The 25,197-nt window shown below is 69.4% G+C and carries 26 protein-coding genes and 1 pseudogene; 17 read left to right on the forward strand and 10 right to left on the reverse strand.

The annotated features are described in order from the left end of the window. Positions 1-41 precede the first annotated feature (41 nt). Positions 42-1,154, reverse strand: a complete 1,113-nt coding sequence (locus tag ACFWDI_RS22865) for an FAD-dependent oxidoreductase (RefSeq protein ID WP_385306396.1) — start codon at positions 1,152-1,154, stop codon at positions 42-44. A gap of 129 nt (positions 1,155-1,283) precedes the next feature. Between ACFWDI_RS22865 and ACFWDI_RS22870 the strand changes: the two genes are divergently transcribed. The 6 genes from ACFWDI_RS22870 to ACFWDI_RS22895 all read left to right on the forward strand — a co-directional run bounded on the left by ACFWDI_RS22870 (position 1,284) and on the right by ACFWDI_RS22895 (position 6,984). Beyond that, positions 1,284-1,865 carry a TetR/AcrR family transcriptional regulator gene (locus ACFWDI_RS22870; RefSeq protein ID WP_385306398.1) on the forward strand — a complete coding sequence of 194 codons (582 nt, stop codon included), beginning with the start codon at positions 1,284-1,286 and terminating at the stop codon, positions 1,863-1,865. A 190-nt stretch (positions 1,866-2,055) separates the two neighbouring features. Next, on the forward strand, positions 2,056-3,084 hold the full coding sequence (gene argC, locus ACFWDI_RS22875) for an N-acetyl-gamma-glutamyl-phosphate reductase (protein WP_385306399.1): 1,029 nt from the start codon (positions 2,056-2,058) through the stop codon (positions 3,082-3,084). An 88-nt stretch (positions 3,085-3,172) separates the two neighbouring features. Then, the gene (argJ, locus tag ACFWDI_RS22880) at positions 3,173-4,324 is read left to right on the forward strand and encodes a bifunctional glutamate N-acetyltransferase/amino-acid acetyltransferase ArgJ (protein ID WP_385306400.1); all 1,152 of its coding nucleotides are present in this window, start codon (positions 3,173-3,175) and stop codon (positions 4,322-4,324) included. Then, positions 4,321-5,232, forward strand: coding sequence for an acetylglutamate kinase (gene argB, locus ACFWDI_RS22885; protein WP_385306401.1), 912 nt, complete (start codon positions 4,321-4,323; stop codon positions 5,230-5,232). The genes argJ and argB overlap by 4 nt, the downstream gene beginning before the upstream one ends. Further along, entirely contained in the window at positions 5,229-6,437 is a 1,209-nt protein-coding gene (locus tag ACFWDI_RS22890) for an acetylornithine transaminase (protein WP_385306403.1), read from the forward strand. Before argB ends, ACFWDI_RS22890 begins: the two co-directional genes overlap by 4 nt. Positions 6,438-6,447: 10 nt before the next feature. After that, the gene (locus ACFWDI_RS22895) at positions 6,448-6,984 is read left to right on the forward strand and encodes an arginine repressor (RefSeq protein WP_327322363.1); all 537 of its coding nucleotides are present in this window, start codon (positions 6,448-6,450) and stop codon (positions 6,982-6,984) included. A 20-nt stretch (positions 6,985-7,004) separates the two neighbouring features. Here the strand turns inward: ACFWDI_RS22895 and ACFWDI_RS22900 are convergent, their stop codons facing one another. From ACFWDI_RS22900 to ACFWDI_RS22920, 5 genes are all read right to left on the reverse strand, one after another. Beyond that, positions 7,005-7,778 carry an FAD:protein FMN transferase gene (locus ACFWDI_RS22900; RefSeq protein ID WP_385306405.1) on the reverse strand — a complete coding sequence of 258 codons (774 nt, stop codon included), beginning with the start codon at positions 7,776-7,778 and terminating at the stop codon, positions 7,005-7,007. Continuing rightward, on the reverse strand, positions 7,778-8,650 hold the full coding sequence (locus ACFWDI_RS22905) for an FMN-binding protein (RefSeq protein WP_385306484.1): 873 nt from the start codon (positions 8,648-8,650) through the stop codon (positions 7,778-7,780). The genes ACFWDI_RS22900 and ACFWDI_RS22905 overlap by 1 nt, the downstream gene beginning before the upstream one ends. Positions 8,651-8,688: 38 nt before the next feature. Further along, entirely contained in the window at positions 8,689-10,056 is a 1,368-nt protein-coding gene (locus ACFWDI_RS22910; RefSeq protein WP_385306486.1) for a ferric reductase-like transmembrane domain-containing protein, read from the reverse strand. Positions 10,057-10,167: 111 nt separating this feature from the next. Next, entirely contained in the window at positions 10,168-10,875 is a 708-nt protein-coding gene (locus ACFWDI_RS22915; protein WP_385306406.1) for a L,D-transpeptidase family protein, read from the reverse strand. A gap of 77 nt (positions 10,876-10,952) precedes the next feature. After that, positions 10,953-11,540, reverse strand: a complete 588-nt coding sequence (locus ACFWDI_RS22920; protein ID WP_385306408.1) for a pyridoxamine 5'-phosphate oxidase family protein — start codon at positions 11,538-11,540, stop codon at positions 10,953-10,955. 196 nt (positions 11,541-11,736) lie between these two features. On the opposite strand from ACFWDI_RS22920, the gene ACFWDI_RS22925 reads away from it, so the two are divergent. Together ACFWDI_RS22925 and argH are read left to right on the forward strand one after the other, a co-directional pair. After that, positions 11,737-12,930 carry an argininosuccinate synthase gene (locus ACFWDI_RS22925; RefSeq protein WP_326648662.1) on the forward strand — a complete coding sequence of 398 codons (1,194 nt, stop codon included), beginning with the start codon at positions 11,737-11,739 and terminating at the stop codon, positions 12,928-12,930. A gap of 114 nt (positions 12,931-13,044) precedes the next feature. After that, positions 13,045-14,472, forward strand: a complete 1,428-nt coding sequence (gene argH, locus ACFWDI_RS22930; RefSeq protein ID WP_385306410.1) for an argininosuccinate lyase — start codon at positions 13,045-13,047, stop codon at positions 14,470-14,472. Positions 14,473-14,475: 3 nt separating this feature from the next. Here argH and ACFWDI_RS22935 read toward each other — a convergent pair whose 3' ends face one another. Beyond that, positions 14,476-14,985, reverse strand: coding sequence for an HAD domain-containing protein (locus tag ACFWDI_RS22935; protein WP_385306488.1), 510 nt, complete (start codon positions 14,983-14,985; stop codon positions 14,476-14,478). 84 nt (positions 14,986-15,069) lie between these two features. Between ACFWDI_RS22935 and ACFWDI_RS22940 the strand changes: the two genes are divergently transcribed. Both ACFWDI_RS22940 and ACFWDI_RS22945 read left to right on the forward strand, forming a co-directional pair. Further along, on the forward strand, positions 15,070-15,621 hold the full coding sequence (locus ACFWDI_RS22940) for a TetR/AcrR family transcriptional regulator (RefSeq protein ID WP_385306412.1): 552 nt from the start codon (positions 15,070-15,072) through the stop codon (positions 15,619-15,621). After that, positions 15,618-17,162, forward strand: a complete 1,545-nt coding sequence (locus ACFWDI_RS22945; RefSeq protein WP_385306414.1) for an MFS transporter — start codon at positions 15,618-15,620, stop codon at positions 17,160-17,162. Before ACFWDI_RS22940 ends, ACFWDI_RS22945 begins: the two co-directional genes overlap by 4 nt. Positions 17,163-17,346: 184 nt before the next feature. Here the strand turns inward: ACFWDI_RS22945 and ACFWDI_RS22950 are convergent, their stop codons facing one another. Then, complete coding sequence (locus tag ACFWDI_RS22950; RefSeq protein ID WP_385306490.1) at positions 17,347-18,009, reverse strand: lysophospholipid acyltransferase family protein; 663 nt, start codon at positions 18,007-18,009, stop codon at positions 17,347-17,349. A gap of 245 nt (positions 18,010-18,254) precedes the next feature. Here ACFWDI_RS22950 and ACFWDI_RS22955 point away from each other — a divergent pair, with 245 nt between their 5' ends. The 3 genes from ACFWDI_RS22955 to ACFWDI_RS22965 all read left to right on the forward strand — a co-directional run bounded on the left by ACFWDI_RS22955 (position 18,255) and on the right by ACFWDI_RS22965 (position 20,560). Continuing rightward, entirely contained in the window at positions 18,255-19,400 is a 1,146-nt protein-coding gene (locus ACFWDI_RS22955; RefSeq protein WP_385306415.1) for a glycerophosphodiester phosphodiesterase, read from the forward strand. 86 nt (positions 19,401-19,486) lie between these two features. Beyond that, positions 19,487-20,020, forward strand: coding sequence for a sigma-70 family RNA polymerase sigma factor (locus tag ACFWDI_RS22960; protein WP_385306416.1), 534 nt, complete (start codon positions 19,487-19,489; stop codon positions 20,018-20,020). 36 nt (positions 20,021-20,056) lie between these two features. Further along, the gene (locus tag ACFWDI_RS22965; RefSeq protein ID WP_327322351.1) at positions 20,057-20,560 is read left to right on the forward strand and encodes a GNAT family N-acetyltransferase; all 504 of its coding nucleotides are present in this window, start codon (positions 20,057-20,059) and stop codon (positions 20,558-20,560) included. Here ACFWDI_RS22965 and ACFWDI_RS22970 read toward each other — a convergent pair. Together ACFWDI_RS22970 and ACFWDI_RS22975 are read right to left on the reverse strand one after the other, a co-directional pair. Beyond that, positions 20,557-21,039, reverse strand: coding sequence for a hypothetical protein (locus ACFWDI_RS22970; RefSeq protein WP_385306417.1), 483 nt, complete (start codon positions 21,037-21,039; stop codon positions 20,557-20,559). The genes ACFWDI_RS22965 and ACFWDI_RS22970 overlap by 4 nt on opposite strands. Positions 21,040-21,041: 2 nt before the next feature. Next, a complete protein-coding gene (locus ACFWDI_RS22975) occupies positions 21,042-21,401 on the reverse strand; it encodes a hypothetical protein (protein ID WP_327322349.1) in 360 nt (119 codons plus the stop codon). 70 nt (positions 21,402-21,471) lie between these two features. Between ACFWDI_RS22975 and ACFWDI_RS22980 the strand changes: the two are divergent. From ACFWDI_RS22980 to ACFWDI_RS22995, 4 genes and pseudogenes are all read left to right on the forward strand, one after another. After that, positions 21,472-22,120, forward strand: a pseudogene (locus tag ACFWDI_RS22980) (HAD family hydrolase). Positions 22,121-22,456: 336 nt separating this feature from the next. Then, a complete protein-coding gene (locus ACFWDI_RS22985) occupies positions 22,457-23,575 on the forward strand; it encodes a methionine ABC transporter ATP-binding protein (protein ID WP_385306418.1) in 1,119 nt (372 codons plus the stop codon). Continuing rightward, on the forward strand, positions 23,572-24,240 hold the full coding sequence (locus ACFWDI_RS22990) for a methionine ABC transporter permease (RefSeq protein ID WP_385306419.1): 669 nt from the start codon (positions 23,572-23,574) through the stop codon (positions 24,238-24,240). The genes ACFWDI_RS22985 and ACFWDI_RS22990 overlap by 4 nt, the downstream gene beginning before the upstream one ends. Positions 24,241-24,332: 92 nt before the next feature. After that, positions 24,333-25,193, forward strand: a complete 861-nt coding sequence (locus ACFWDI_RS22995; protein ID WP_385306420.1) for a MetQ/NlpA family ABC transporter substrate-binding protein — start codon at positions 24,333-24,335, stop codon at positions 25,191-25,193. Positions 25,194-25,197: the final 4 nt, after the last annotated feature.

Genomic DNA, 25,197 nt, shown 5'->3' on the forward strand with positions numbered 1-25,197 from the left:
GTGGCGCTGGTGCGGCCCGGCAGAAACCGGCGGACCTTTGCTCAGGAGTCCGCCGGGGGTATGAGGTGGTCGAGTCCCTCGGCGCAGCCCTTGGCGGCCTCGGCCGAGCGCGGCAGCATGACGCTCTCGTAGGCACGGACGGCGTCGTCGAGGCCGGGTTCGGTGACGAGGGCGTGGGCGAGGTCGGCGCCGTCGAGCATGGCGAGGTTGGCACCCAGCCCGAGAGGGGGCATCAGGTGTGCGGCGTCGCCCAGCAGGGTGACGCCGGGTACGTGCTCCCAGGTGTGTGGGACGGGCAGTGCGAACAGAGGCCGGTTGACGAACTCGCCGTCGTTGTACCGCAGGAGATGGAGCAGGCTCTCGTCCCAGCCCTCGTACACCGTCAGCAGGTGCTTGCGCACGGCCGCCGTGTCACCAAGGTCCAGGCCGGCGGTCCTATGCCAGTTCTCCGGGGCACGGAACGCGATGTAGGCGCGGATGTGGCTATTGCTGTTGCGCTGGGCGAACAGGCCCTTGCTGCCGGCCTTCGCCATCATGGTGCCGTCGCCGACCAGCCGCGAGAGAGCGGCATGGCGGGTGTCGCAGTCGTCGAAGCCGATGTCGACGAAGGTGACACCGGTATAGCCGGGCGTGGCGTCCGACAGGGCCGGGCGGACACGTGACCAGGCGCCGTCGGCGCCGACGATCAGGTCGAAGTCCTCGGTGGTGCCGTCGCTGAAGAGAAGGCGGCGTTTGCCGTCCCCGAGCAAGTCGACCCCGCTGACGCCGCGGTCCCACCGGACGGTGCCCGCCGTGAGGGATTCGAGGAGAAGACCGCGCAACTGGCCTCGGTCGATCTCCGGCCTGTCGTCGTCGGCGTCGCCGGGCTCCTCTTGAGACAGGACCGTGGCAGTGGCGGGGTCGAGCAGGCGCCACTCCTGGCCTTCGGGTCGGGCCAGGGCGCGGAACCGGTCGAGCAGGCCCGCGGCGCGCAGCGCGACCTGTCCGGTGCCGGCATGCATGTCGAGAGTGCCGCCCTGAAGGCGGGCGTCGGCGGACGCCTCGTGTTCGAAGACGGTGACGGAGTGGCCGTGGAGCTGCAGAACACGGGCGCAGGCAAGGCCGCCGAGGCCGGCGCCGACGATTGCGACGCGGGGGTCACTGGCGGAGTTCATGGGGCTCTCCCTCGGGAGGTGGGCGAGTCGCCGGGAGGTCCGGCGCGCTGCGACCAAGAAAGCACACTCGCTAAATAAGTGCAATGACTACACTTTCATAGTGGGTGCACTTCGGGGTACGGTGTGCCGGTGACCGAACCGACCGGGCGCCGCGAGCGCAAGAAGGCCCAGACCCGAAGGTCCCTGGCCGACGCCGCCCTCCAGCTCTTCCTCGACCGCGGCTACGACCAGGTCGGCGTCAAGGACGTCGCCGACGCCGCCGACGTGTCGGTGACCACGTTGTTCAAGCACTTCCCCAGCAAGGAGGCGCTGGTCTTCGACCAGGACGACGACCTCGAAGCGGCACTCGTCGCCGCGGTGCGCGAACGCGCCCCCGGACAGTCGATCCCGCAAGCCCTGCGCGAGCGTGTCCTGCTGATGCAGGCTTCCGCCGCGGACCCGCGATCCGCCGCGTTCATGCGCATGGTGGAGGACACCCCGGCGCTGCGCGACTACGCCCATCGCATGTGGATGCGTCACGAAGAGGCCGTGGCACGAGCCATCGCCGAGGAGGTCGGCGCCCCCGAAGCCGACGTCACCAGCGCCGCCCTTGCCCGTTTCGCGCTGGAAGCCCGGGGTCTCATTCGACGGCACCCCGACCCGCGGCGCGCCGCCGACGAGGTCTTCGCCCTTCTCGAACACGGCTGGGCAACCGCCCACCCCGGCAACTGACCCGCTCCTCCGGGGAAGCCGACAAGGAATGCCGCGCGGCCGCCGACGGCGCCTCAGTCACAACCCCCAGGTCGGCTGCAAGCCCGCCAACCGAAGCGCAACGTCTCACGAGGTCGCCGCCCTCACCCTCCAGTCGATTGCATAAATCTGCAAGGCTGCGTATAGTCATGCCATCGACGAGGAGGACTCGATGGCGGTACGAGCAGCAGTGGCAGGAGCGAGCGGTTACGCGGGCGGAGAACTTCTCCGGCTGCTCCTCGCCCACCCTGAGATCGAGATCGGCGCCCTCACCGGCAACTCCAACGCGGGCCAGAAGCTCGGTGGCCTGCAGCCGCATCTGCTCCCGCTCGCCGGGCGAGTGCTCGAGCCGACCACCGCCGAGGTACTCACCGGGCACGAGGTCGTCTTTCTCGCGCTCCCGCACGGTCAGTCCGCCGCCGTCGCAGAGCAGCTCGGCGACGAGGTCCTCGTCGTCGACATGGGCGCCGACTTCCGGCTGGAGGACGCGGCCGACTGGGAGACGTTCTACGGCTCGCCGCACGCCGGGACCTGGCCCTACGGCCTCCCCGAACTGCCGGGCGCCCGTGCCGCGCTGCAAGGGACCAAGCGCATCGCCGTACCCGGTTGTTATCCCACCGCCGTCACGCTCGCCCTTTTCCCGGCGTACGCGGCCTCGCTCGCCGAGCCCGAAGCGGTGATCACCGCCGCCTCCGGCACCTCCGGCGCGGGCAAGGCGCCCAAGCCGCATCTGCTCGGCTCCGAGGTGATGGGCTCGATGAGCCCGTACGGCGTCGGCGGCAGCCACCGCCACACCCCCGAGATGATCCAGAACCTGAGCGCGGCGGCCGGCGAGCGGGTCACCGTCTCCTTCACGCCCACGCTCGCGCCCATGGCCCGCGGCATTCTCGCCACGTGCAGCGCGAAGGCGAAGCCGGGCACGACGGCTCAGGACGTACGGACCGCGTACGAGAAGGCGCTCCAGGACGAGTCGTTCGTCCACCTGCTCCCCGAGGGCCAGTGGCCCGCCACCGCTTCCGTCCACGGGTCGAATGCCGTCCAGATCCAGGTCGCGTACGACGAGGCCGCCGGCCGCATCATCGCGATCAGCGCCATCGACAACCTCACCAAGGGCACCGCGGGCGGCGCGGTGCAGAGCATGAACCTCGCCCTCGGGCTCCCCGAGGACACCGGACTTTCCACGGTCGGAGTCGCTCCGTGAGCGACGCACGCGCAGCCGCCGGGCTGCTGACAACGACGAAAGCCGCACCGCCGTGCCGCGCGGGCGGCGCAACGAACAAGGAGATGCAGTGAGCGTCACGGCAGCCAAGGGATTCACGGCGGCGGGCATCGCCGCCGGGATCAAGGAGAACGGCAATCCGGACCTGGCCCTCGTGGTCAACAACGGTCCCCGCCGCGCCGCCGCGGGCGTCTTCACCTCCAACCGCGTCAAGGCCGCGCCCGTCCTCTGGTCCGAGCAGGTCCTCCGCGGCGGCGAAGTCACCGCCGTCGTCCTCAACTCCGGTGGCGCCAACGCCTGTACGGGCCCGCAGGGCTTCCAGGACACCCACGCGACCGCAGAGAAGGCCGCCGAGGTGCTCGGCCAGAGTGCCGGCGAGGTCGCCGTCGCCTCCACCGGGCTGATCGGTCTGCTGCTGCCGATGGACAAAATCGTCGCCGGCATCGAGAAGGCCGCCACCGAGCTCTCCGCGCACGGCGGTGAGAAGGCCGCCATCGCCATCAAGACCACCGACACCGTCCACAAGACCGCTGTGGTCACCAAGGACGGCTGGACCGTCGGCGGTATGGCCAAGGGCGCCGGCATGCTCGCCCCCGGCCTCGCCACCATGCTCGTCGTCCTCACCACCGACGCCGACCTCGAAGCCGCGACGCTCGACAAGGCGCTGCGCGACGCCACCCGGCAGACCTTCGACCGGGTCGACTCCGACGGCTGTATGTCCACCAATGACACCGTGCTGCTGCTCGCCTCCGGAGCCAGTGAGCTCACCCCCCGGTACGAGGAGTTCGCCGAGGCCGTTCGGACCGTCTGCGACGATCTCGCCCGCCAGCTGATCGGTGACGCCGAGGGCGCCAGCAAGGACATCCGTATCGAGGTCATCAACGCCGCGACCGAGGACGACGCCGTCGAGGTGGGCCGCTCCATCGCCCGTAACAACCTCCTCAAGTGCGCCATCCACGGCGAGGACCCCAACTGGGGCCGGGTGCTCTCCGCCATCGGCACCACGCAGGCCGCCTTCGAGCCCGACCGGCTGAACGTCGCCATCAACGACGTCTGGGTCTGCAAGAACGGCAGCGTCGGCGAGGACCGGGACCTGGTCGACATGCGCTACCGCGAGGTGAAGATCACCGCCGACCTCTCCGCCGGGTCCGATTCCGCCGTGATCTGGGCCAACGACCTCACCGCCGACTACGTCCACGAGAACAGCGCGTACTCCTCATGAGCGCCCGTAAGCACACCGCGCTGCCGAAGGCCCAGATCCTCATCGAGGCGCTGCCCTGGCTGACCCGGCACAACGGAAAGACCGTCGTCATCAAGTTCGGCGGCAACGCCATGATCGACGAGGACCTCAAGGCGGCCTTCGCACAGGATGTCGTCTTCCTGCGCCACGCCGGCCTCAAGCCGGTCGTGGTCCACGGCGGCGGTCCCCAGATCAGCGCCCAGCTCGACAAGCACGGCCTGGTCAGCGAGTTCAAGGCGGGCCTGAGGGTCACCACGCCCGAGGCCATGGACGTCGTACGGATGGTGCTGGCCGGTCAGGTCCAGCGTGAGCTCGTCGGGCTGCTCAACCAGCACGGCCCACTCGCCGTCGGGATGACCGGCGAGGACGCCCACACCATCACCGCCACCAAGCACCAGCCGCAGATCGACGGCGAGTTGGTCGACATCGGCCGCGTCGGTGAGATCACCAAGATCGACACGGGCGCCATCGAGGCGCTCCTGGAGGACGGCCGTATCCCGGTCATCTCCTCCATCGCCCGCTCCGCCGACGACAACCACGTCTACAACGTCAACGCCGACACCGCCGCGGCCGCGCTCGCCGCCGCGCTGGGCGCCGAGACACTGATGGTCCTCACCGATGTCGAGGGCCTCTACGAGGACTGGCCGAACAGCGACGAAGTGATCAGCAGGCTCACCGCCACCCAGCTGGAGAAGCTGCTGCCCGACCTCTCCAGCGGCATGGTCCCCAAGATGGAGGGCTGTCTGCACGCCGTACGCAACGGGGTCAACACCGCGCGCGTGATCGACGGCCGGGTCCAGCACTCGATCCTGCTGGAGATCTTCACCGACGAGGGCATCGGCACGATGGTCGTGCCCGACGGACAGCTACAGCCAGAGGGGGAGTCATGAGCAACGAGGAGCTCACACAGCGCTGGCAGGGCGTGATGACGGACAACTACGGCACGCCGAAGCTGTCCCTCGTACGCGGCGAGGGAGCCAAGGTCTGGGACGCGGACGGCACCGAGTACACCGACTTTGTCGGTGGCATCGCCGTGAACGCGCTCGGCCACGCCCACCCCGCCGTCGTCGACGCCGTCTCCCGGCAGATCGCCTCCCTCGGCCATGTCTCCAACCTCTACGTCGCCGAGCCCCCCGTCGCACTCGCCGAGCGGCTGATCCAGCTCTTCGGCCGCCCCGGCCGCGTCTTCTTCTGCAACTCCGGCGCGGAGGCCAACGAAGCCGCCTTCAAGATCGGCCGGCTGACGGGCCGCACGCACATGGTCGCCACCGACGGCGGCTTCCACGGCCGCACGATGGGCTCCCTCGCCCTCACCGGCCAGCCGGGCAAGCGGGAGCCGTTCCTGCCGCTGCCGGGAGACGTCACACACGTCCCGTACGGCGATGCCGAGGCGCTGCGGGCCGTGGTCACCGAAGAGACCGCGCTGGTCGTCATCGAGCCGATCCAGGGTGAGAACGGCGTGGTCGTCCCGCCCAAGGGCTATCTGGAGGCCGCCCGGGAAATCACCCGGGCCACCGGCACGCTGCTCGTCCTCGACGAGGTCCAGACGGGTATCGGGCGGACCGGCCACTGGTTCGAGTACCAGGCACACCAGGGCGTGGAGCCCGATGTCGTCACGCTCGCCAAGGGTCTCGGCGGCGGGCTCCCGATCGGCGCGACCATCGCCTTCGGCCAGGCCGCGGACCTGCTCCGGCCCGGCCAGCACGGCACGACGTTCGGCGGCAATCCGGTCGCCTGCGCGGCCGGACTCGCCGTGCTCGACACCCTCGCGGCCGACGGAGTGCTCGACGAGGTGAAGCGCCTCGGCGAGAAGCTGCGCGGCGGAATCGAGGGCGCCGACGGCAAGCACAGCCACCCGCTGGTCTCCCACGTCCGTGGCGAGGGCCTGCTGCTGGGTATCGTGCTCACCGAGCCCCTCGCACCGCAGGTGCAGCAGGCGGCTCAGGATGCCGGTTTCCTGGTGAACGCTCCCGCTCCCGATGTCGTGCGGCTCATGCCGCCACTGATCATCGGTGACGCGGAAGTGGACGCGTTCCTCCAGGCGCTTCCGGGCATCCTCGACGGCGCGTACGGGGAAGGACGATCCGGGGAATGAGACGACGACGATGACCGAGGCGCAGGACACCGAGCACGGCGGGCCCGCCGTACCGCAGACCCGCACGGCCCGCCACCGCCGGATCGTGGACATCCTCAACCGGCAGCCGGTGCGGTCGCAGAGCCAGCTGGCGAAGCTCCTGGCGGACAACGGACTGAGCGTCACCCAGGCGACGCTCTCCCGCGACCTCGACGAGCTGGGCGCGGTGAAGCTCCGCAACACCGGCGGTGAGCTGATCTACGCGGTGCCCAGCGAGGGTGGCTTCCGCACCCCGCAGGCCCCGCTCGGCGAGTCGGCCAAGGAGGAGCGCATGCGGCGCCTCTCGGCCGAACTGCTCATCTCCGCCGAGGCCTCCGCCAACCTCGTGGTGCTGCGTACGCCTCCGGGCGCGGCCCAGTTCCTCGCCTCGGCCATCGACCAGGCCGAACTGCACGACATCCTCGGCACGATCGCGGGCGACGACACACTGATGCTGATCAGCCGCGACCCGAACGGCGGCCAGGCGCTCGCGGACCATCTGCTGCGCCTGGCCCAGAACGACCGCTGAGGCCGCCGGCGGTCCGGTCGTCAGGCCGTCAACTTCGCCGTGTGGCGGGCGAATCCGCTGGTCCGCCAGGTGCTGCCGTCGGCATTGACCGCAAAGCCCTCGGTATCGGGCAGCTCCTCCAGCCAGTCGCGGGCCTGCCCGCCCATGGAGTACGCGGCAGTCGCCCGGGCGTCCGCGTGGGTCAGCCCCGGGCAGACGACGGTCATCGACGCCAGCGCTGCGGCGGGTGGCCGGCGGGTGTGCGGGTCGAGGATGTGGCAGCCGCGCTCGGCCGGGCCCGATGTGGCGACGGCGAGGCCCTCGTCGGCCTCGATCACCGTGACGAGCTCGCCCGGGTGCAGCGGATCACTGACGCCCACCCGCCAGGGGCCGCCGTACAACTGGATGTCGCCGCCTCCGTTGAGGCAGACCGAATCCGCACCGGACGAGGCGAGCATGCGGACCGCGCACTCCACCGCCCAGCCCTTGACCAGACCGGTCGGATCGAGCTCGCCGGCGTAGCGGGCGGTGAACCAGCCGTCGCTCTCCCGCTCCGCGTCCGCGCACAGCTCGAGCACTTCGGCGACCTCGGTGACACAGTCCCCGAGCGAGAGTTCGCCGCGGGCGAGTCGGCTGAGCTGGCTGCCCCGACGGTACGTCGAGAAGATCTCGTCCACGCGGTGCAGACCGGCCACGGCGGCGGCGAGTCCGGCACGCACCCTGGGAGCGTCGCTGCCGGTGGCGATACGGATGTCGAACGAGAAGACCGTGCCCATGGAGTGCTCGACATGGCGCAGGCGCTCCCCGGCGGGCATCACACACCTGCCTTGTCGAGTGCGCTCTGCAGGGACTTGATGTAGCCCTGGCTGGTGTAGCTGGCTCCGGAGACCGCGTCGATCTGCGCGCTCTGCGCCGTGACCGCGGCCTGGTTCAGTCTGGGCACAGCCTTGGCGGCGATCTGCCGGCTGTTGGCGTCAGCGCTGGGCGCCTTGACGGCGTCGGCCGCGGTGACCTTGCCGCCGCTGACCGTGATCCGGACCTGCACGGGGCCGTACTGGGTGTCGGCCACGTCGCCGAGGACGGTTTTCGTCGCCTGGGCGCCACCGGAGCCGGAGCCCGTGCCCGAGCCGGAGCCCGCACCGGAACCCGAGTCCCCTCCGGGCTGCGTCTCTGCTCCGGGTTGTCCACCGGCCTGCGCGCCGGACCCGTCGCTGCCGGAATCCCCGGTGCCGGAGCCCGCCGCCGCCCCTCCAGTCCCCGCAGTCCCTGCCTTGTCGAGTGCGCTCTGCAGGGACTTGATGTAGCCCTGGCTGGTGTAGCTGGCCCCGGAGACCGCGTCGATCTGCGCGCTCTGCGCCGTCATCACGGCCTGGTTGAGCTTGGGGATCGCGTCGGCGGCGACCTGTCGGCTCCTGGGGTCGGCGCTGGGCGCCTTCACCGCCTGTGCCCCGGTGATTCTGCCGCCGCTGAGCGTGAGCTGGACCTGGACGTCGCCGTACTGCGTGCCGGCGACGTCACCGAGCACCGTCTGTCCCCCCGCAGCCCCGGCCCCGTTCCCGGCGGACGCCGAGCCGGCGGGCGGCACCTGAGCCCCGGCCTGCGACGAGGCCCCGGCCACGGTGTTGCCAGGTTGCTTCAGCGCGAGCAGCAGGACGACACCTGACACGGTGGCGGCGGCGCCGATCATGATCCGGCGAAGCGGATGTTTCCTCTTCAAGGACGGCCTCACATCTCGAAGGACTCGTGGTGGATCCGGCGGGACGGCACTCCTGCTTCGCGCAGTGCCTGGTACGACTCCTCGGCGAGACCGGGCGGCCCGCAGAGATAGACGTCGTGCTCGTCGATGTCGGGCAGCACCTCCGTCAGCCGCTCGGCGGTGATCTCGGGCCGGGCCCCGTCGGGACCGTTCACCGCGTACATCAGCTGTGCGTCCCGGCGCTGAGCGATCTGCTCAAGCTCGTTCCAGAGCGCCAGGTCCTGCCTCTTGCTGGCCCGGTAGAGCAGCGTCAGATCGCCCGGGCCGCCGGGCAGCGTCTCGAACAGCGCGCGCAGCGGGGTGATCCCGGCGCCGCCCGCGATCAGCAGCACCTTGTTGCGGCTCCGGCGGCCGGCGGTCATGGCTCCGTAGGGGCCCTCTGCCCAGATCCGCGTCCCCGGCTCCAGCCGGGAGAGGGCCGTGCTGTGCTTCCCGACCGCCTTGACGGTGATACGCATCAGGGTGGGGCGGGGCGGGGCGGAGAGCGAGTACGGATTGGCGCTCCAGCGCAGCCCCTTGGTGAGGAACCGCCAGCGGAAGAACTGACCCGCCTCGGCACCGAGCCGGTGCAGCCGTCGCCCGGTGATCAGCACGGAGACCACACCGGGTGCCTCGTCCACGGTCGACTCGACCCGCATCCGGTGCCAGAGATTGAGCCGGACGGGCGACAGGACGCGGTACCAGAGCAGCAGCGCGCCGACCGCTCCGTACAGCACGTACCAGACAGTGCGCACCATCGGGTTCGCCACGAACTCGGCACCCGTCGCCAGCTGGTGCCAGAAGGTCAGATACACCGCGACATAGGTGAGAAGGTGCAGGTAGTACCACGTCTCGTACGACATCCGTCGGCGCAGTGCCCCGGCCGAGACGAAGCCGATGAGCAACAGGAGCCCGGTACCGATCGCCGCCTTGATCATTTCGGGGAAGTCGACGACGACGGTGACGGTCTGCTCCACGAGGCCGGTACGGGCCTGGACGGCGTACCCCCAGACGGTCAGTACGACATGCGCGACGATCAGACTGATCGCGTAGCGGCCGCTCATCGCGTGCCAGCGGGTCACCCGGTCGGAACCCACCCGCCGTTCCAGCGCCGGGACGCGTGCCATCAGCAGCACCACCAGCGCGATCATGTATCCGCCCAGCAGACCGGTGATCCTTCCGGCACCGATCAGCCACTCGGCGGTGGCCATGTGCACCACCGCGGTGTTCTGCCACCACAGGGCCAGCACGGCGACCGCCCCTGCCCAGGCGACGGCCAGTAGCGCCACCGCCGGGTCACGCTGGGGCCGGATCGCCCGCATGGTCTGGCGTCTTGCGGCCCGACCGCTCTGCAACATCGCCACGACTGCTCCTCGGCTGTACCTCTTGGCGTACGGGGATACGCATACGAGGCGCGTGGAGTTCAACTCGAGGGGCGGTTGTGCAATCTGTGACGTGGCCGAGCCCGGTCAGTAGCGCGTGACGGCCGTGCGTCCCGAAGCGGTGCCGATGGCGATGTGCGGGTCGCGGTGCTGGTCGGCCCAGGCCAGGATCCGGCGCATGGCCGCGTCCGGCACAGACACACAACCGGCCGTCGCGCCACGCCCGTTGACATGGAGGAAGATGCCGGCGCCCCGACCGCGCACCGGACGGTCGTAGTTGAAACCGATGACCAGGGCCCGGGCGTACTGCGTCGCGTACGTGACCAGATGCTCGGACTCGGCAGCCCGGCAGTCGGCGGGCAGCCCCTCCACCCAGCGGTTGTACGCGCGGGATCCGTTGTCCTGGCACCACCAGGACTTCTCCGTCACCCGGCGGTAGGGGTAGTCGGCCGAGGCGGCAGCGGCCCTGGTCCCGAAGGCGTACGGCAGGCCGTACAGCCCGGTCGGGGTGGTGAAGGTGCTCTGTTTCCGGCTACCGCCCTCGACGAGGCCCTTCGCGCCGAACCGCGCCGCGGCCGAGCCCACCGTCACCCACCGCCCGTCGCGGCGCCGGTCCCACCAGGTGACCCTGCCCGTGGTGGAGCCGGCGCTCGGGGCCTCGGCGGTGATCAGCTGGGTGCCGCCGCCCGTGTCGGCCATCCGTTCGGGGAGCGTGGCCGCGCGGCCGGGCACGGCCGCGACCGTACCGGCGGCGAGCAGAAGGAGAACGGAGCCAAGTGCGAGTCCGGGGCGCATGGTTCACGACCGTACGCGCGGCACGGGGGGTGCGCCGCCGGGATTGCGCCGTACGCGCACCCGGACACTCCCCGGGGTCAGTCCGTACGCGCGGGGAGGGGGAGCGGCAGCGCCGGCAGCCCGTCCAGGCTCACCCCGACGTGGTCCTTCTTTTCGCAGTACGCGGCGAACTCCTCGTCCGACTTACGGCCGAAGTGCTCCGCGTGCTGCGTGCGCTCCTCCTGGTACTCCATGAAGGGCACGGCGAAACCGCAGGCGTCGCTGATCCGCTGCGCGTGGATGACGATGATCGCGCGGGCGCTCGGCCCGTCGACCTCCTTGAAGTGCGGGATGAAATCGGCCCAGCGCGGGTCGTCGCGGAAGATCGCCTCACCGCTGCCGTGTACCCGCAGCACCTTGGGCGGGCCGGTGAACGCGCACCACATCAGCGTGATGCGCCCATTCCCTTCCTCACGGAGGTGAGCGATGGTCTCGGCGCCGCTGCCGCCGAAGTCGAGATAGGCCAGGGTCAGCTCGTCGATGACGACGAGCGTGCCGCTGCGGCCTTTGGGGGAGAGGTTGATATGCCCCTCGCCGCCGAGTGGGGCGGTGGCGGTGAAGAAGACGGGCTGTTGCTCGATGAAGCTGCGGATACGGCCTTCTATTCGTTCGTAGCGCTGTCCCATACGAGGGATTATCCGCGGTGATCGATCACCGGGGCAGGCAGTTCCGGGCTCCTGTATCAGGCAGTTCCGGGCTCCGATATTCGTCTCGCGCTCCTGGCGAGGCACGCTCCGCAGGGACCGTACGGACCGCGTTGACAAAACATACGGAGGACTGCATAGTTATACCCATCACCGAATGCATCGTAAGGAGAAACCAGTGACCGAGCGCGTCGTACTCGCCTACTCGGGCGGTCTGGACACCTCCGTCGCCATCGGCTGGATCGCCGAGGAGACGGGCGCCGAGGTCATCGCCGTTGCCGTGGACGTCGGCCAGGGCGGCGAGGACCTGGACGTCATCCGCAAGCGCGCGCTCGCCTGCGGTGCCGTCGAGGCCGAGGTGGCCGACGCCAAGGATGAATTCGCCGACGAGTACTGCCTCCCGGCGATCAAGGCCAACGCCCTCTACATGGACCGCTACCCGCTGGTCTCCGCCCTCTCCCGGCCGACGATCGTCAAGCACCTCGTCGCCGCCGCCAAGAAGCACAACGCCGGTATCGTCGCTCACGGCTGCACCGGCAAGGGCAATGACCAGGTGCGGTTCGAGGCCGGTATCTCCGCGCTCGGTCCCGATCTGAAGTGCATCGCCCCGGTCCGTGACTACGCCATGACCCGGGACAAGGCGATCGCCTTCTGCGAGGAGAAGCAGCTCCCCATCGCGACCACCAAGAAGTCGCCGTACTCCATCGACCAGAACGTCTTCGGGCGGGCCGTCGAGACCGGCTTCCTGGAGGACATCTGGAACGGGCCGATCGAGGACATCTACGAGTACACCTCGAACCCGGCCGTGCAGCGCGAGGCCGATGAGGTCGTCATCTCCTTCAAGGAGGGCGTCCCGGTCGCCATCGACGGCAAGCCCGTCACCGTCCTGCAGGCGATCCAGCAGCTCAACGAGCGGGCCGGCGCGCAGGGCATCGGCCGGATCGACATGGTCGAGGACCGGCTGGTCGGCATCAAATCCCGTGAGGTGTACGAGGCTCCGGGCGCGATCGCGCTGATCACCGCCCACCAGGAGCTGGAGAACGTCACGGTCGAGCGCGAGCTGGCCCGCTACAAGCGGCAGGTCGAGCAGCGCTGGGGCGAGATGGTCTACGACGGCCTGTGGTTCTCCCCGCTCAAGCGCGCCCTGGACGGCTTCATCAACGAGGCCAACCAGCATGTCACCGGTGACATCCGGATGACTCTGCAGGGCGGTCGCGCTGTCGTCACCGGCCGGAAGTCCGAGGAGTCGCTGTACGACTTCAACCTGGCGACGTACGACTCGGGCGACACGTTCGACCAGTCGAAGGCACAGGGCTTCATCGAGATCTTCGGCCTGTCGTCGAAGATCGCGGCGCGGCGCGACCTCGCCTGATTCGATAGGCGTACGACAGCCGCCCTCCCCGTTCCTCCGCGGCGGGGCGGGGGTCCCCCAGGCCCGCAGGCCCAGGGGGAGGGCGCACATCCACCCTCTTGAGGAGCTTCAGCTGTGAGCAGCAACAACGGTGACATGCGGCTCTGGGGCGGCCGTTTCGCCGACGGTCCGGCCGAGGCGCTGGCGAAGCTGTCGGCGTCGGTCCACTTCGACTGGCGGCTCGCGCCGTACGACATCGCGGGCTCCCGCGCCCACGCGCGTGTGCTCCACAAGGCCGGCCTGCTCACCGAGGACGAGCTGACGCGGATGCTGGCCGGCCTCGACCGGCTCGAAGCCGATGTCGCCGACGGCTCCTTCGTCGGCACGATCGCCGACGAGGACGTCCACACCGCGCTGGAGCGCGGTCTCCTGGAGCGCCTCGGCCCGGACCTCGGCGGCAAGCTGCGGGCAGGACGGTCCAGGAACGACCAGGTCGCGACGCTCTTCCGGATGTATCTGCGGGACCACGCCCGGATCATCGGCGGCTTGATCGCCGAGCTTCAGGACGCGCTGGTCGGCCTGGCCGAGGCGCACCCGGACGTCGCCATGCCGGGCCGTACGCACCTCCAGCACGCCCAGCCCGTACTCTTCGCCCACCATGTCCTCGCCCATGTCCAGTCCCTCTCGCGGGACGCTGAGCGGCTGCGGCAGTGGGACGAACGCACGGCCGTCTCTCCGTACGGATCGGGCGCCCTGGCCGGATCGTCACTGGGCCTCGACCCGGAGGCGGTCGCCGCGGACCTCGGCTTCGAACACGGCTCGTCCGCGAACTCCATCGACGGCACGGCCTCCCGTGACTTCGTCGCCGAGTTCGCCTTCATCACCGCGATGATCGGCGTGAACCTCTCCCGGATCGCGGAGGAGGTCATCATCTGGAACACGAAGGAGTTCTCCTTCGTGACCCTGCACGACGCCTTCTCGACCGGGTCGTCGATCATGCCGCAGAAGAAGAACCCGGACATCGCGGAGCTGGCGCGCGGCAAGTCCGGCCGGCTCATCGGAAATCTGACCGGTCTGCTGGCGACGCTGAAGGCGCTGCCGCTCGCGTACAACCGCGACCTCCAGGAGGACAAGGAGCCGGTCTTCGACTCCTGCGACCAGCTCGAGGTCCTGCTCCCGGCCTTCACCGGGATGATGGCGACGCTGACGGTCAACCGGGAGCGGATGGAGGAGCTGGCCCCGGCCGGTTTCTCGCTCGCGACGGACATCGCGGAGTGGCTGGTGAAGCAGGGCGTGCCGTTCCGGGTGGCGCACGAGGTCGCCGGCGAATGCGTCAAGGAGTGCGAGGCGCGCGGCATCGAACTGGACCAGCTCACCGACGCCCAGTTCGCGAAGATCTCCGAGCACCTCACGCCCGAGGTGCGCACGGTCCTCAACGTCCGGGGCGCGCTGGCTTCCCGGAGCGGCCGCGGCGGCACGGCCCCTTCGGCGGTCGCCGTCCAACTGGCCGAGGTCAAGGCTGACTTGGCCGTGCAGCACGCCTGGGCCACGGCGAAGAAGTAGGCGTCACCGCAGCGCCGCCGCCCAGTCCGCGAGCGCGTCGAAGTCCGGCCGGAGCAGTCCGACCCTTTCGTCGACGCGCAGCAACAGGGCGGCGGCCAGGTGCTGTTGTTCCACCCACTCGTGATCCTTGGCCGTGATCTCGTCGTCGATCCAGGCGAACGGCCGCCCCGCCGCGTACTCCAGGATGTACTGCGTCTTCCAGAAGGTCCCGCGAGGAGCCTTTCCGTGCATCTCGGTCCAGTCGATGTACGGCAGTTCGGGCAGCCCGAGATGCGGCCCGATCCACTCATTGGCCTCGCCCCTCCAGGTCGTGGCCCAGACGAGTTCGTAGCGCTCGGCCAGAGCCAGCAGCTCGACCCCGTGCTCCGGGTTGAGCCAGACCCGCAGCGGCTTGGTCTCCGTCCAGCCCGAGGGCCGCATCCGGTGGGTGGCGTACCCCTCCGGTCTGCGTCGGGCTCGTGCCGCATACGGATTGAGCGGTCCGTCGACGTCGATCAGCAGCAGCGGCTTCATACGCACACGATCCCCTTTGTGCCGCCGGGACGGCAGTGAATATTCAATGAGACATTGATGTCTCATTTGGGCTATGGTTGTCTCATGACAGTCGACCGCGAACAGGTTCTGCGCACCGCCGCCGCCCTGCTCTCCCGTAAAGCGACCGCCACCATGGACGAGGTCGCCCGGGCCGCGGGCATCGGGCGGGCCACCCTGCACCGGCATTTCGCCGGGCGGCACTCCCTCGTCAAGGCCCTCGAAGACCTCGGCATCCAGGAGTTCGAGGCGGCCCTCGACACCGCCCGGCTCGACGACGGCACCGCCGAGGACGCGCTGCGGCGGCTCATCGCCGAAGTGGAGTCCGCCGCCCCGCTGCTCGCCTTCCTTGTCACCGAGAACCAGCTCTTCGAGGGCGACCAGGTGAACGAGGGCTGGAACCGCCTCGACGCTCGTGTCTCCGCGCTCTTCCGGCGCGGACAGGAGCAGGGCGAGTTCCGTATCGACCTCACGCCCGCCTGGCTGACCGAGGCCCTCTACGGGCTCGTCGGCGCCGGCGCCTGGTCGGTGCAGGAGGGGCGGGTCGCCGCCAAGGACTTCCAGTACATGATCGTCGAGTTGTTGCTCGGCGGCGCACGACGGAGCGTGAGGGAATGACCACTACCGACCGGCAGGCCACGGAGAGCGAAGCGATACGCAGTCCCGGCCGGTGGCTCGCGCTCGCCGTCCTCGTCCTTGCCGTGCTGCTGGTCGCCGTCGACGCGACCGTGCTCGGCCTCGCGACGCCGTTCCTCAGCGAGGACCTGCAGCCCTCCGGCACCCAGCTGCTCTGGATCGGCGACGTCTACTCGTTCGTCATCGCCGGTCTGCTCGTCTCGATGGGCAGCCTCGGTGACCGTATCGGTCGCAAGAAGCTGCTGCTGATCGGCGCGGTCGCGTTCGGTGCGGTCTCCGTGCTCAACGCATACGCCACGAGCCCGGAGTTGATGATTCTCGCTCGCGCCCTGCTCGGTGTCGCGGGCGCCACCCTGATGCCGTCCACGCTCGCGCTGATCCGCAATATCTTCCACGACCCCAAGGAGCGCAGCCTCGCGGTGGGCGTCTGGGGCGCGGCGGCCTCCGCGGGCGCCGCGGTCGGACCTGTCGTCGGCGGCTTCCTGCTGGAGAACTTCTGGTGGGGCTCCGTCTTCCTGATCAACCTGCCCGTGATGGCGGTGCTGGTCCTGGTCGGCGTCAAACTGCTGCCGGAGTCCCGCGACCCCAACCCCGGCCCCTGGGACCTGATCAGTGTCGGCCTCTCGCTGATCGGCATGGTCAGCGTCGTCTACGCCGTCAAGGAGGCGGCGGTGCACGGCTTCCGCTGGGACAGCACGGCGGCTGCGGTCATAGGACTGGCCGCGCTGTACTGGTTCGCCCGGCGGCAGCTGACGCTCGACTCGCCACTGCTGGACATGCGGCTCTTCCACCACCGCGGCTTCTCCGGTGCGGTCCTCGCCGATCTGCTGACCATTCTCGGCCTGTCCGGACTGGTCTTCTTCCTTTCGCAGTTCCTGCAACTGGTGCAGATGCGCTCGCCGTTGGAGGCGGGACTGATCGAACTGCCCGCCGCGATCGGCGCGGTGGGCGCCGGTCTGCTGGCCGGCCATCTCGCCCGCAGAGCCTCCGTACGCAGCGTGGTGGCCGGCGGACTGACAGCGGTCGGACTCGCACTCGCGGCCTGTACGGCGGTCAGCGCGTCCACCGGAGTCCTGGCGCTCGGTATCGCGCTGTTCATCGGCGGTGTCGGAGCGGGTCTCGCCTTCACCGTGACCGCGGACGTCATCCTCTCCAGCGTGCCCAAGGAGCAGGCGGGCGCGGCCTCCGCGGTGTCGGAGACTGCATACGAGCTGGGCGCGGCGCTCGGCATCGCGCTGCTCGGATCCATCGTGACCGGTATCTACCGCGGCTTCACCGCTCCGCCGGGCGTCCCCGCCGAGGCGGCCGCGTCGGCGCACGACTCACTCGGCGGCGCGGTCGAGTCGGCCAAGGACCTGCCGCAGGATCAGGGCGCGGCGATGCTGTCGGCTGCGCAGGACGCCTTCACCGACGGCTTCCAGTCAGCGGGGGCGATCGGCGCGGCCGTACTCTTCGCGACGGCCGTCGCGGCCTGGTTCATGCTGCGCGGCCAGAAGCTCGAGGAAGGCCTCGAGCACCCGTAGGCACCCGCAAGCACCCGTAAGCACCCGTAAGGCATCGAACGGCGGTACTTCCCCGAGCGCCGTAAAGCCGCGAATATCCGTCAGGCCCCCAGCGGCCACAAGGGTGAGTGACGACGAAAGAAGGGCCGGACCCGCCTGGGGCCCGGCCCTTCTCACAACTTCGCGTCACCCCGGAGCGACCGGCTCAGGCCGCCTTCGCCTTCGTCGCGTACATGTCCACGTACTCCTGGCCCGACAGCTCCATGACCTCGGTCATCACCGAGTCGGTCACCGCGCGCAGCACATAGCGGTCGCGGTCCATGCCGTCGTAGCGCGAGAACTCCATCGGCTCGCCGAAGCGGACCGTCACACGGCCCGGCCGCGGCAGACCGGCGCCGCCCGGCTGCAGCTTGTCGGTGCCGATCATCGCGAACGGAACCACGGGCGCGCCGGTCATCAGCGTGAGCCGCGCGATGCCCGTACGGCCCCGGTAGAGCCGCCCGTCGGGGGAGCGGGTGCCCTCCGGGTAGATGCCGAACATCCTGCCCTCCTCCAGCACCCGGCGGCCGGTCATCAGCGCGGCGACACCGCCGTTGGCACCGTCGCGGTCCACCGGGATCATGCCGCTGCCCGTGAAGAACCAGGCCATCAGCCGGCCCTTGACGCCCTTGCCGGTCACGTACTCGTCCTTGCCGATGAAGTGGACCGGACGGGCGCAGACCAGCGGAAGGATCATCGAGTCGATGAACGTGAGGTGGTTTCCGGCGAGGATGACCGGCCCCGTCCCCGGGATGTTCTCGGCACCTTCCACACGTGGGCGGAACATCAGGCGCAGGATCGGTCCTAGCACTGCCTTGATGAGCGACAAGCGGGACAACGGGTCCTCCGTGTCATGTGCGGGTGTCGTGGGGGCGGACGGATGGCGGCGAAGTCTGTGCAGGTGAGGACGATACTCGTGGGTCACACCTGATCGCACATCGGGTTCATCGATCGGATACACAGTGTTGACGTGTGTTTCCACTGCGTTCGTCCAGGCTCTGCCGTATGTAGGGCGTAGCTGCCTACCATCGGGCATCGCTTGACAGGTGCGGGACATCACACGGAGGAACGTCGATGACACAGGGTGCGGACGGAAGTCCCGGGCGTCGGACCGTACTGGGAGCGGCGGTGCTCGGCACGGCCGCCCTCGGGCTCGGCTCCACGGCGGCACGGGCCGACGAGCGCGACAGCGGACATGGTTCGTACCGGGACCTGCCTTCCCCGACGGTGATCGCCCACCGTGGCGCCAGTGGCTACCGGCCCGAGCACACTCTCGGCTCCTACCAGCTGGCCCTCGACATGGGCGCGCATGTCATCGAGCAGGATCTGGTGCCGACCAAGGACGGCCACCTCGTATGCCGTCACGAGAACGACATCACCGGTACGACGGATGTCGCGGCACACCCGGAGTTCGCGTCCCGCAAGACCACCAAGTCCATCGACGGCGTCAGCCTCACCGGCTGGTTCACCGAGGACTTCACGCTCGCCGAGCTGAAGACGCTGCGCGCCAAGGAGCGGATCCCCGCCAACCGCCAGGAGAACACCCTCTACGACGGCCGCTGGGCGATACCCACCTTCGAGGAGGTGCTGCGCTGGGCCGAGAAGGAGGGCCACCGGCGTGGCCGTCCCGTCTGGCTCCATGTCGAGACCAAGCACCCCACCTACTTCCGGGGTCTCGGACTCGGACTCGAGGAGCGACTGGCCAGGCTGCTGCGCCGGTACGGACGCGACCGCCGCAACTCGCCCGTGTTTCTCCAGTCGTTCGAGCCGAGCAGCATCCAGCGGCTGGCCGGGCTTGTCGACTCGCCGCGCGTCGTCCTGCTGTCGGCCGCGAACACCCGCCCCTGGGACTTCGTCCAGGCGGGCGACCCGCGCACGGTCGCCGATCTCGTCAAGCCCGAGGGCCTGAAGTGGATCGCGTCGTACGCGCAGGGCATCGGCCCGACCCTCGACCTGATCATCCCGAGGGACGCGAACGGCAAGCTGGGCACGCAGACGACACTGGTGCGGGACGCGCACGCCAAGGGCCTGATCCTGCACCCGTACACGATGCGCAACGAGAACACCTTCCTGCCCGCCGACTTCCGGCGCGGCACGGACCCGAACGCCTACGGCGACGCCTTCGGCGCCTTCAAGGTCTACTTCGAGACGGGCATCGACGGGATCTTCACCGACAACTCGGACACGGGTCTGCTGGCCGCCGCCGACTTCCGCGGCTGACGCACAGACGACCCCCGACCTGCCCGAACGGGTGACTGTGCCGTCTCGCGGCAACCGCCGCCGCGCGACGGCACGTCCCGCCGGACATGACGCTTCTCGAAGACACCCCCGCCCATGTGGTCCACGCGCTGCGCCCGCTGGTGAGCGCCGAGGCCACGGCCGAGGCGCCGGGCACCGCGTTGGAGGCCGGCGATCTCGAACAGGCCGTCTGGGTGCGGCTGCTCGAGCGACTCGACCGTGACGGGCCGCCGCCGGACGCCGCCCGCTGGGTCAAGTCGGCCGTACGAGCGGAAGCGCGCCGCGCCCGGCGGACGGCCGCCCGTGAACTCCCGTATGGCCAGGAGCCCTCAGCCGACCCGGCCGGCAGTCCCGAACGCACCGCGCTCCGGGCGGAGCGGCACCTCTCGCTGCGGGCCGCCGTCGCACGGACGCCCGGCAACTGCCCGCGGCTGCTCACCGCGATGCTGTCCCCGGACGACCCGACCTACCGGGAAATCGCAGGGGCGTTGGGAATCTCACAGGGCAGTCTGGGGCCGATGCGTTCCCGCTGCCTGGGATGCCTGCGCAGAATGCTGACGGCAGAGGTTGGCGCTCCTGAACGCGGGGGAAAGGAGCGGTAGACAACCGGCGGACAGGTGAGCGGGAGGCATGCACACATGGGCATGAGCGTGACCATCTCAGCGGCAGCGGCGCAGGACGCGGAGCACATCCTGAAGCTGCAGTATCTGTGCTACCAGACCGAGGCCGAACTCTACGGCGACTACGGAATCGAGCCCCTCACCCAGTCCCTCGAGAGTCTGCGGGCCGAAATAGCGCAGGGCCATGCCCTGGTGGCCCGGCTGGGTGACGAGGTGGTGGCTTCCGTACGCGGCAGGGTCGACGAGGGCGGGACGGCCCGTATCGCCAAGCTCATCGTCCATCCACGGATGCAGCGCCACGGCCTGGGCGGACGGCTGCTGGACGCGATCGAGGAGCGCTTCGCCGGGGAGCCGGCCGCCAAGCGGTTGCAGCTCTTCACCGGCCATCGGAGCGAGAGCAATCTGCGGTTGTACCGCAGCCGCGGCTATGTCCAGGTGTCCAGTGAGCAGGTCGGCCCGAGACTCACACTCGTCACGCTGGAGAAGGAGTCCGAGGCGCGCGCGTATGTCGCCAGCGCCTAGCCGTCCTGGCCGTCCTGGCCGTCCTGGCCGTCGGGCTGCGCCGCGTCCGTACGGGACCGGCGCAGCCAGAGCATTCCGGTGACCGGCAGCAGGACCGGGATGAAGATGTAGCCCATGCCGTACTTCGACCAGACCGTCGCGTCCGGAAAGGCGGACGGCTCCACCACGGTCCAGGTCCCGACGATCAGTACGCCCGCGAGCTCGGCGGCGCAGCACACCAGCGCCGCCCTGCGGGCCGTCTCTCCGCCGCGGACGAGGGTGTACGTGATGAACGCGTACACCACGGCCGCGACGGCGGAGAGCGTATGGGCGAGCGGCGCCGAGTCGTAGTCGGTGAGGATCTGGTAGACCGAGCGCGACACCGCGCCCACCGACATCACGCCGTACAGCCAGACCAGCAGCACTCCAGGTCCCTGGACCAGCTTGGTCCGCTGCTTCGTCTGCTGCGCCTGCTTCGCTCCGGTGACGGGCTCGGCCATCGTCAGCCTCCCCAGATGTCGTAGAGCCGTACTTCGAGCACTGCCAGTACCACCGCGCCGGCCGCGACGGTCGCCGAGCCCCAGCGGGTCCGCTCGGCCAGCGACAGGAAGCCCGCCGCCGGTACCGCGGCGAACGAGCCGATCAGATACGCGATGAAGATCGCGGTGCCCTCCTGCGCCTTCTCGCCGCCCGCCAGCTGCACGACCCCGACCACCAGTTGCGCGAGCGCCAGCACCGACACCACGGCCATGCCGATGAAGTGCCAGTCCTTGGTGGGCTGGTCGCGGTAGGCGGCGAAGCCGCACCAGGCGGCGAGGGCGAGCGCGGTCACGGCGACCGCGACCGTCAGGGCGTCAAGCATGGACCCGAGAGTATTACGGGCCAAAAGGTCCGACGCGCGCGGCCCCGTGCGCCCCGTAGTGTCGACGACCATGAAGATCCACGCCGAAGCCCTGCTGTTCGACAACGACGGAACGCTCGTCTCCTCGATGGAGTCCGTCGACCGCTGCTGGACCCTCTGGGCGCAGGAGTACGGAATCACGGCGGAGGACTTCGCCCGCGTCGAACGGCACGGCCGCCCCGCCGTGGAGATAGCCGCCGATCTGGTGCCCGCGGACATGGTGCCCGAGGCTCTGGCCCGTATCGAACAGCTCGAGGTCGAGGACGTGGTCGGCGGAGTCGTCCTGCTGCCCGGCACCGCCGAGCTGCTCGCGCAGCTGCCCGCGGACCGCTGGGCCGTGGTCACCTCCGCGACCCGGCGGCTTGCCGAGGCCAGGCTCGAAGAGGTCGGCATCCGGCCCAAGTACCTGATCGCCGCCGACGACATCAAGCGCGGCAAGCCCGACCCGGAGCCCTACCTGCTCGGGGCGCGCCGGCTCGGCCTGGATCCGGCGCGCTGCGTCGTCTTCGAGGACGCGCCCGGCGGGGCTGACCGCGGGGCGCGCGGCCGGTATGCGGACCGTGGGCTTGGCCACAACACACCAGCGTTCCGAGCTCGTCGCCGATGTCGTCGTGCGTGACCTCTCGGCCGTGTCCGTGCAGGCCACCGGAGGGGGAGTGGAGATCACCGCGGCGGAATGAGCCAGTCCAAATGCTGTATCAAGAATGTCCGCTATTCGGACAACCGGGATCGCTCGGCAGGCATGTCTGCTTTACTTGCCGACATGACCAGGACGAGCAGCCGCACCCTTGCGACCGAGGCGATCACGACGCCCGGTGCTCGTTGTATGTGTCGAATGTGCGCCAACTGAGGGCCCCTGCCTGAGCCTCGCGCCCCGAAGCGAGACCGACAGCCGCGCCGAATCCGATCTTCCGCCTGGAACGCATCGGACCGAGCCTGCCCCCGCGCACGCGTTGCTTCCCGGCCACAAGCCGAATCAGCCGTACTGCGACTGACTGTCCAAACCCGAATGCCCCGTGCCCGGCGGACACCGCGCCGCGCACTCGACAGTGACGGAAACCCCTGTGATCACCACTACGGGCCTTACCAAGGTCTACCAGTCGCGAGGCCGCGAGGTCACCGCTCTGGACGGCGTCGACCTGCACGTCCGTGAAGGCGAGGTCTTCGGAGTCATCGGCCAGAGCGGCGCCGGCAAGTCCTCGCTCATCCGCTGCGTGAATCTGCTGGAGCGCCCCACCGCCGGCACCGTGACCGTCGCCGGCCAGGACCTGACCGCGCTGGCCGGACGCGGCCGCCGCGCCGGCAAGGAACTGCGCGAGGCGCGCAGCCGTATCGGCATGGTCTTCCAGCACTTCAACCTGCTGTCCTCGCGCACCGTCAAGGACAACATCGAACTGCCCCTGGAGATCCTCGGGATTTCCGGCGCCGAGCGCTCCCGCAAGGCACTCGAGCTGCTCGATCTGGTGGGCCTCGCCGACAAGGCGAAGGCATACCCCGGACAGCTCTCCGGCGGCCAGAAGCAGCGCGTCGGCATCGCCCGCGCACTCGCCGGCGACCCGAAGGTGCTGCTCTCCGACGAGGCGACCAGCGCACTCGACCCCGAGACCACCCGCTCGATCCTGCAGCTGCTGCGGGACCTCAACCGGCAGCTCGGACTGACTGTGCTGCTCATCACGCACGAGATGGACGTCGTCAAGACGATCTGCGACTCGGCCGCCCTGATGAAGAAGGGGAAGATCATCGAATCCGGAACGGTGAGTGAACTGCTCGCGACGCCCGGCTCGGAGCTGGCCCAGGAGCTCTTCCCGGTCGGCGGCGAAGCCTCCGGGCCCGAGAGCACGGTCATCGACGTGACTTTCCACGGCGAGGCCGCCACCCAGCCGGTGATTTCCCAGCTCTCGCGTACGTACAACATCGACATCTCGATCCTCGGCGCCGCGATGGACACCGTCGCAGGCAAGCAGATCGGCCGGATGCGTATCGAACTGCCCGGCCGCTACGAGGAGAACGTCGTCCCGGTCGGCTTCCTGCGCGAGCAGGGCCTGCAGGTCGATGTCGTCGACCCCGACGCCCCCGCCGAATCGGTGACTCTCCCTGCGCAGGCCTCGGCACTGGTCAAGGAAGGTGCCAAGTGAACTGGTCGGAGATGCAGCCGCTGCTGAGTCAGGGCACCGTCGACACCCTCTACATGGTGCTGTGGTCCACCCTCGTCACCGTCGCCGGCGGACTGCCGCTCGGTGTGCTGCTCGTCCTCACCGACAAGGGCGGACTGCTGCAGAACACCCCGGTGAACAAGGTCGTCGGCGTGATCGTGAACATCGGCCGCTCGCTGCCGTTCATCATTCTGCTGATCGCGCTGATCCCCTTCACCACCCTGGTCGTCGGCACCTTCATCGGCCCCACCGCGATGATCGTGCCGCTCGCCGTCGGCGCCATTCCGTTCTTCGCCCGGCTCGTCGAGACGGCGATCCGCGAGGTCGACCACGGCCTGGTCGAGGCCGTCCAGGCGATGGGTGGGTCCATTCCGACGATCGTCCGCAAGGTGCTGCTGCCGCAGGCGCTGCCGTCGCTCGTCTCCGCCGTCACCACCACCGTGATCGTGCTCGTCGGCTACTCGGCGATGGCCGGCGCGGTCGGCGGCGAGGGTCTTGGCTCCAAGGCCGTGACCTACGGATTCCAGCGCTTCGAGACCCAGTTCATGCTCATCACGGTCGTCATCCTGATCGCCCTGGTGACCGTCGTACAGCTCATCGGTGACGGGGTCGTACGACTCCTGGCGCGCCGTGGCCGTACCGCCTGACCTGCGGCCTGACCCACCCCCAGACCTTATTCCAAGAAGCCCGCACTCCTTGTCCGGGCAACGTTCCGCACCACCAGAAAGAGGCACTTTTCGTGCGTAAGAACATCAAGCTCACCGCGGCTGCCGCCGCCACCGCCGCCCTCGCTCTCGGCCTGACCGCCTGCGGCACCGCCTCCGACCCGGGCGCCAAGTCCGGCTCCGGAGCCAAGGGCGACGAGTCCAAGGCGCTGGTCGTCGCCGCGTCCCCGACGCCGCACGCCGACATCCTCAACTTCGTCAAGGACAAGCTGGCGAAGAAGGCCGGACTCAACCTCGAGGTCAAGGAGTTCACGGACTACGTCCTGCCGAACACCGCCACCGAGAGCGGACAGGTCGACGCCAACTTCTTCCAGCACAAGCCGTACCTGGACGACTTCAACAAGAAGAACAAGACCCACATCGTTCCGGTCGTCAACGTTCACCTGGAGCCGCTGGGCCTCTACTCGAAGAAGGTCAAGGACCTCAAGGACCTCAAGTCCGGGCAGACCGTTGCCGTACCGAACGACACCACCAACGAGGGCCGCGCGCTCAAGCTCCTCGCGGACAACGGTCTGATCACCCTCAAGTCCGGTGTCGGCTCGGGCGCCAAGCTCTCCGACATCCAGGACAAGAAGGGCCTGGAGTTCAAGGAGATCGAGGCCGCCACGCTGCCCCGCGCCCTGAACGACGTCGACGCCGCGGTCATCAACGGCAATTACGCCATCGAGGCCGACCTCAAGCCCGCCAAGGACTCCCTTGCGCTGGAGAAGGCGGAGGGCAACCCCTACGCCAACTTCCTCGCCGTCAAGGAGGGCAACGAGAAGGACGCCCGCGTGCAGAAGCTCGCGAAGCTCCTCAACTCCCCCGAGGTGAAGAAGTTCATCGAGGACACGTACGCGGGCTCGGTCGTCCCGGCCTTCGGCGCCGTCAAGTAACGCC

Source organism: Streptomyces sp. NPDC060064 (genome assembly GCF_042736455.1).
Lineage (GTDB): Bacteria > Actinomycetota > Actinomycetes > Streptomycetales > Streptomycetaceae > Streptomyces.

Bases quoted from the DNA above. Each gene is read 5' to 3' on its own strand.
- ACFWDI_RS22865 (WP_385306396.1), bottom strand. From the start codon at position 1,154: ATGAACTCCGCCAGTGACCCCCGCGTCGCAATCGTCGGCGCCGGCCTC.
- argC (WP_385306399.1), top strand. From the start codon at position 2,056: ATGGCGGTACGAGCAGCAGTGGCAGGAGCGAGCGGTTACGCGGGCGGA.
- argB (WP_385306401.1), top strand. From the start codon at position 4,321: ATGAGCGCCCGTAAGCACACCGCGCTGCCGAAGGCCCAGATCCTCATC.
- ACFWDI_RS22890 (WP_385306403.1), top strand. From the start codon at position 5,229: ATGAGCAACGAGGAGCTCACACAGCGCTGGCAGGGCGTGATGACGGAC.
- ACFWDI_RS22895 (WP_327322363.1), top strand. From the start codon at position 6,448: ATGACCGAGGCGCAGGACACCGAGCACGGCGGGCCCGCCGTACCGCAG.
- ACFWDI_RS22900 (WP_385306405.1), bottom strand. From the start codon at position 7,778: ATGCCCGCCGGGGAGCGCCTGCGCCATGTCGAGCACTCCATGGGCACG.
- ACFWDI_RS22905 (WP_385306484.1), bottom strand. From the start codon at position 8,650: ATGATCGGCGCCGCCGCCACCGTGTCAGGTGTCGTCCTGCTGCTCGCG.
- ACFWDI_RS22910 (WP_385306486.1), bottom strand. From the start codon at position 10,056: ATGTTGCAGAGCGGTCGGGCCGCAAGACGCCAGACCATGCGGGCGATC.
- ACFWDI_RS22915 (WP_385306406.1), bottom strand. From the start codon at position 10,875: ATGCGCCCCGGACTCGCACTTGGCTCCGTTCTCCTTCTGCTCGCCGCC.
- ACFWDI_RS22920 (WP_385306408.1), bottom strand. From the start codon at position 11,540: ATGGGACAGCGCTACGAACGAATAGAAGGCCGTATCCGCAGCTTCATC.
- ACFWDI_RS22935 (WP_385306488.1), bottom strand. From the start codon at position 14,985: ATGAAGCCGCTGCTGCTGATCGACGTCGACGGACCGCTCAATCCGTAT.
- ACFWDI_RS22940 (WP_385306412.1), top strand. From the start codon at position 15,070: ATGACAGTCGACCGCGAACAGGTTCTGCGCACCGCCGCCGCCCTGCTC.
- ACFWDI_RS22945 (WP_385306414.1), top strand. From the start codon at position 15,618: ATGACCACTACCGACCGGCAGGCCACGGAGAGCGAAGCGATACGCAGT.
- ACFWDI_RS22955 (WP_385306415.1), top strand. From the start codon at position 18,255: ATGACACAGGGTGCGGACGGAAGTCCCGGGCGTCGGACCGTACTGGGA.
- ACFWDI_RS22960 (WP_385306416.1), top strand. From the start codon at position 19,487: ATGACGCTTCTCGAAGACACCCCCGCCCATGTGGTCCACGCGCTGCGC.
- ACFWDI_RS22965 (WP_327322351.1), top strand. From the start codon at position 20,057: ATGGGCATGAGCGTGACCATCTCAGCGGCAGCGGCGCAGGACGCGGAG.
- ACFWDI_RS22970 (WP_385306417.1), bottom strand. From the start codon at position 21,039: ATGGCCGAGCCCGTCACCGGAGCGAAGCAGGCGCAGCAGACGAAGCAG.
- ACFWDI_RS22975 (WP_327322349.1), bottom strand. From the start codon at position 21,401: ATGCTTGACGCCCTGACGGTCGCGGTCGCCGTGACCGCGCTCGCCCTC.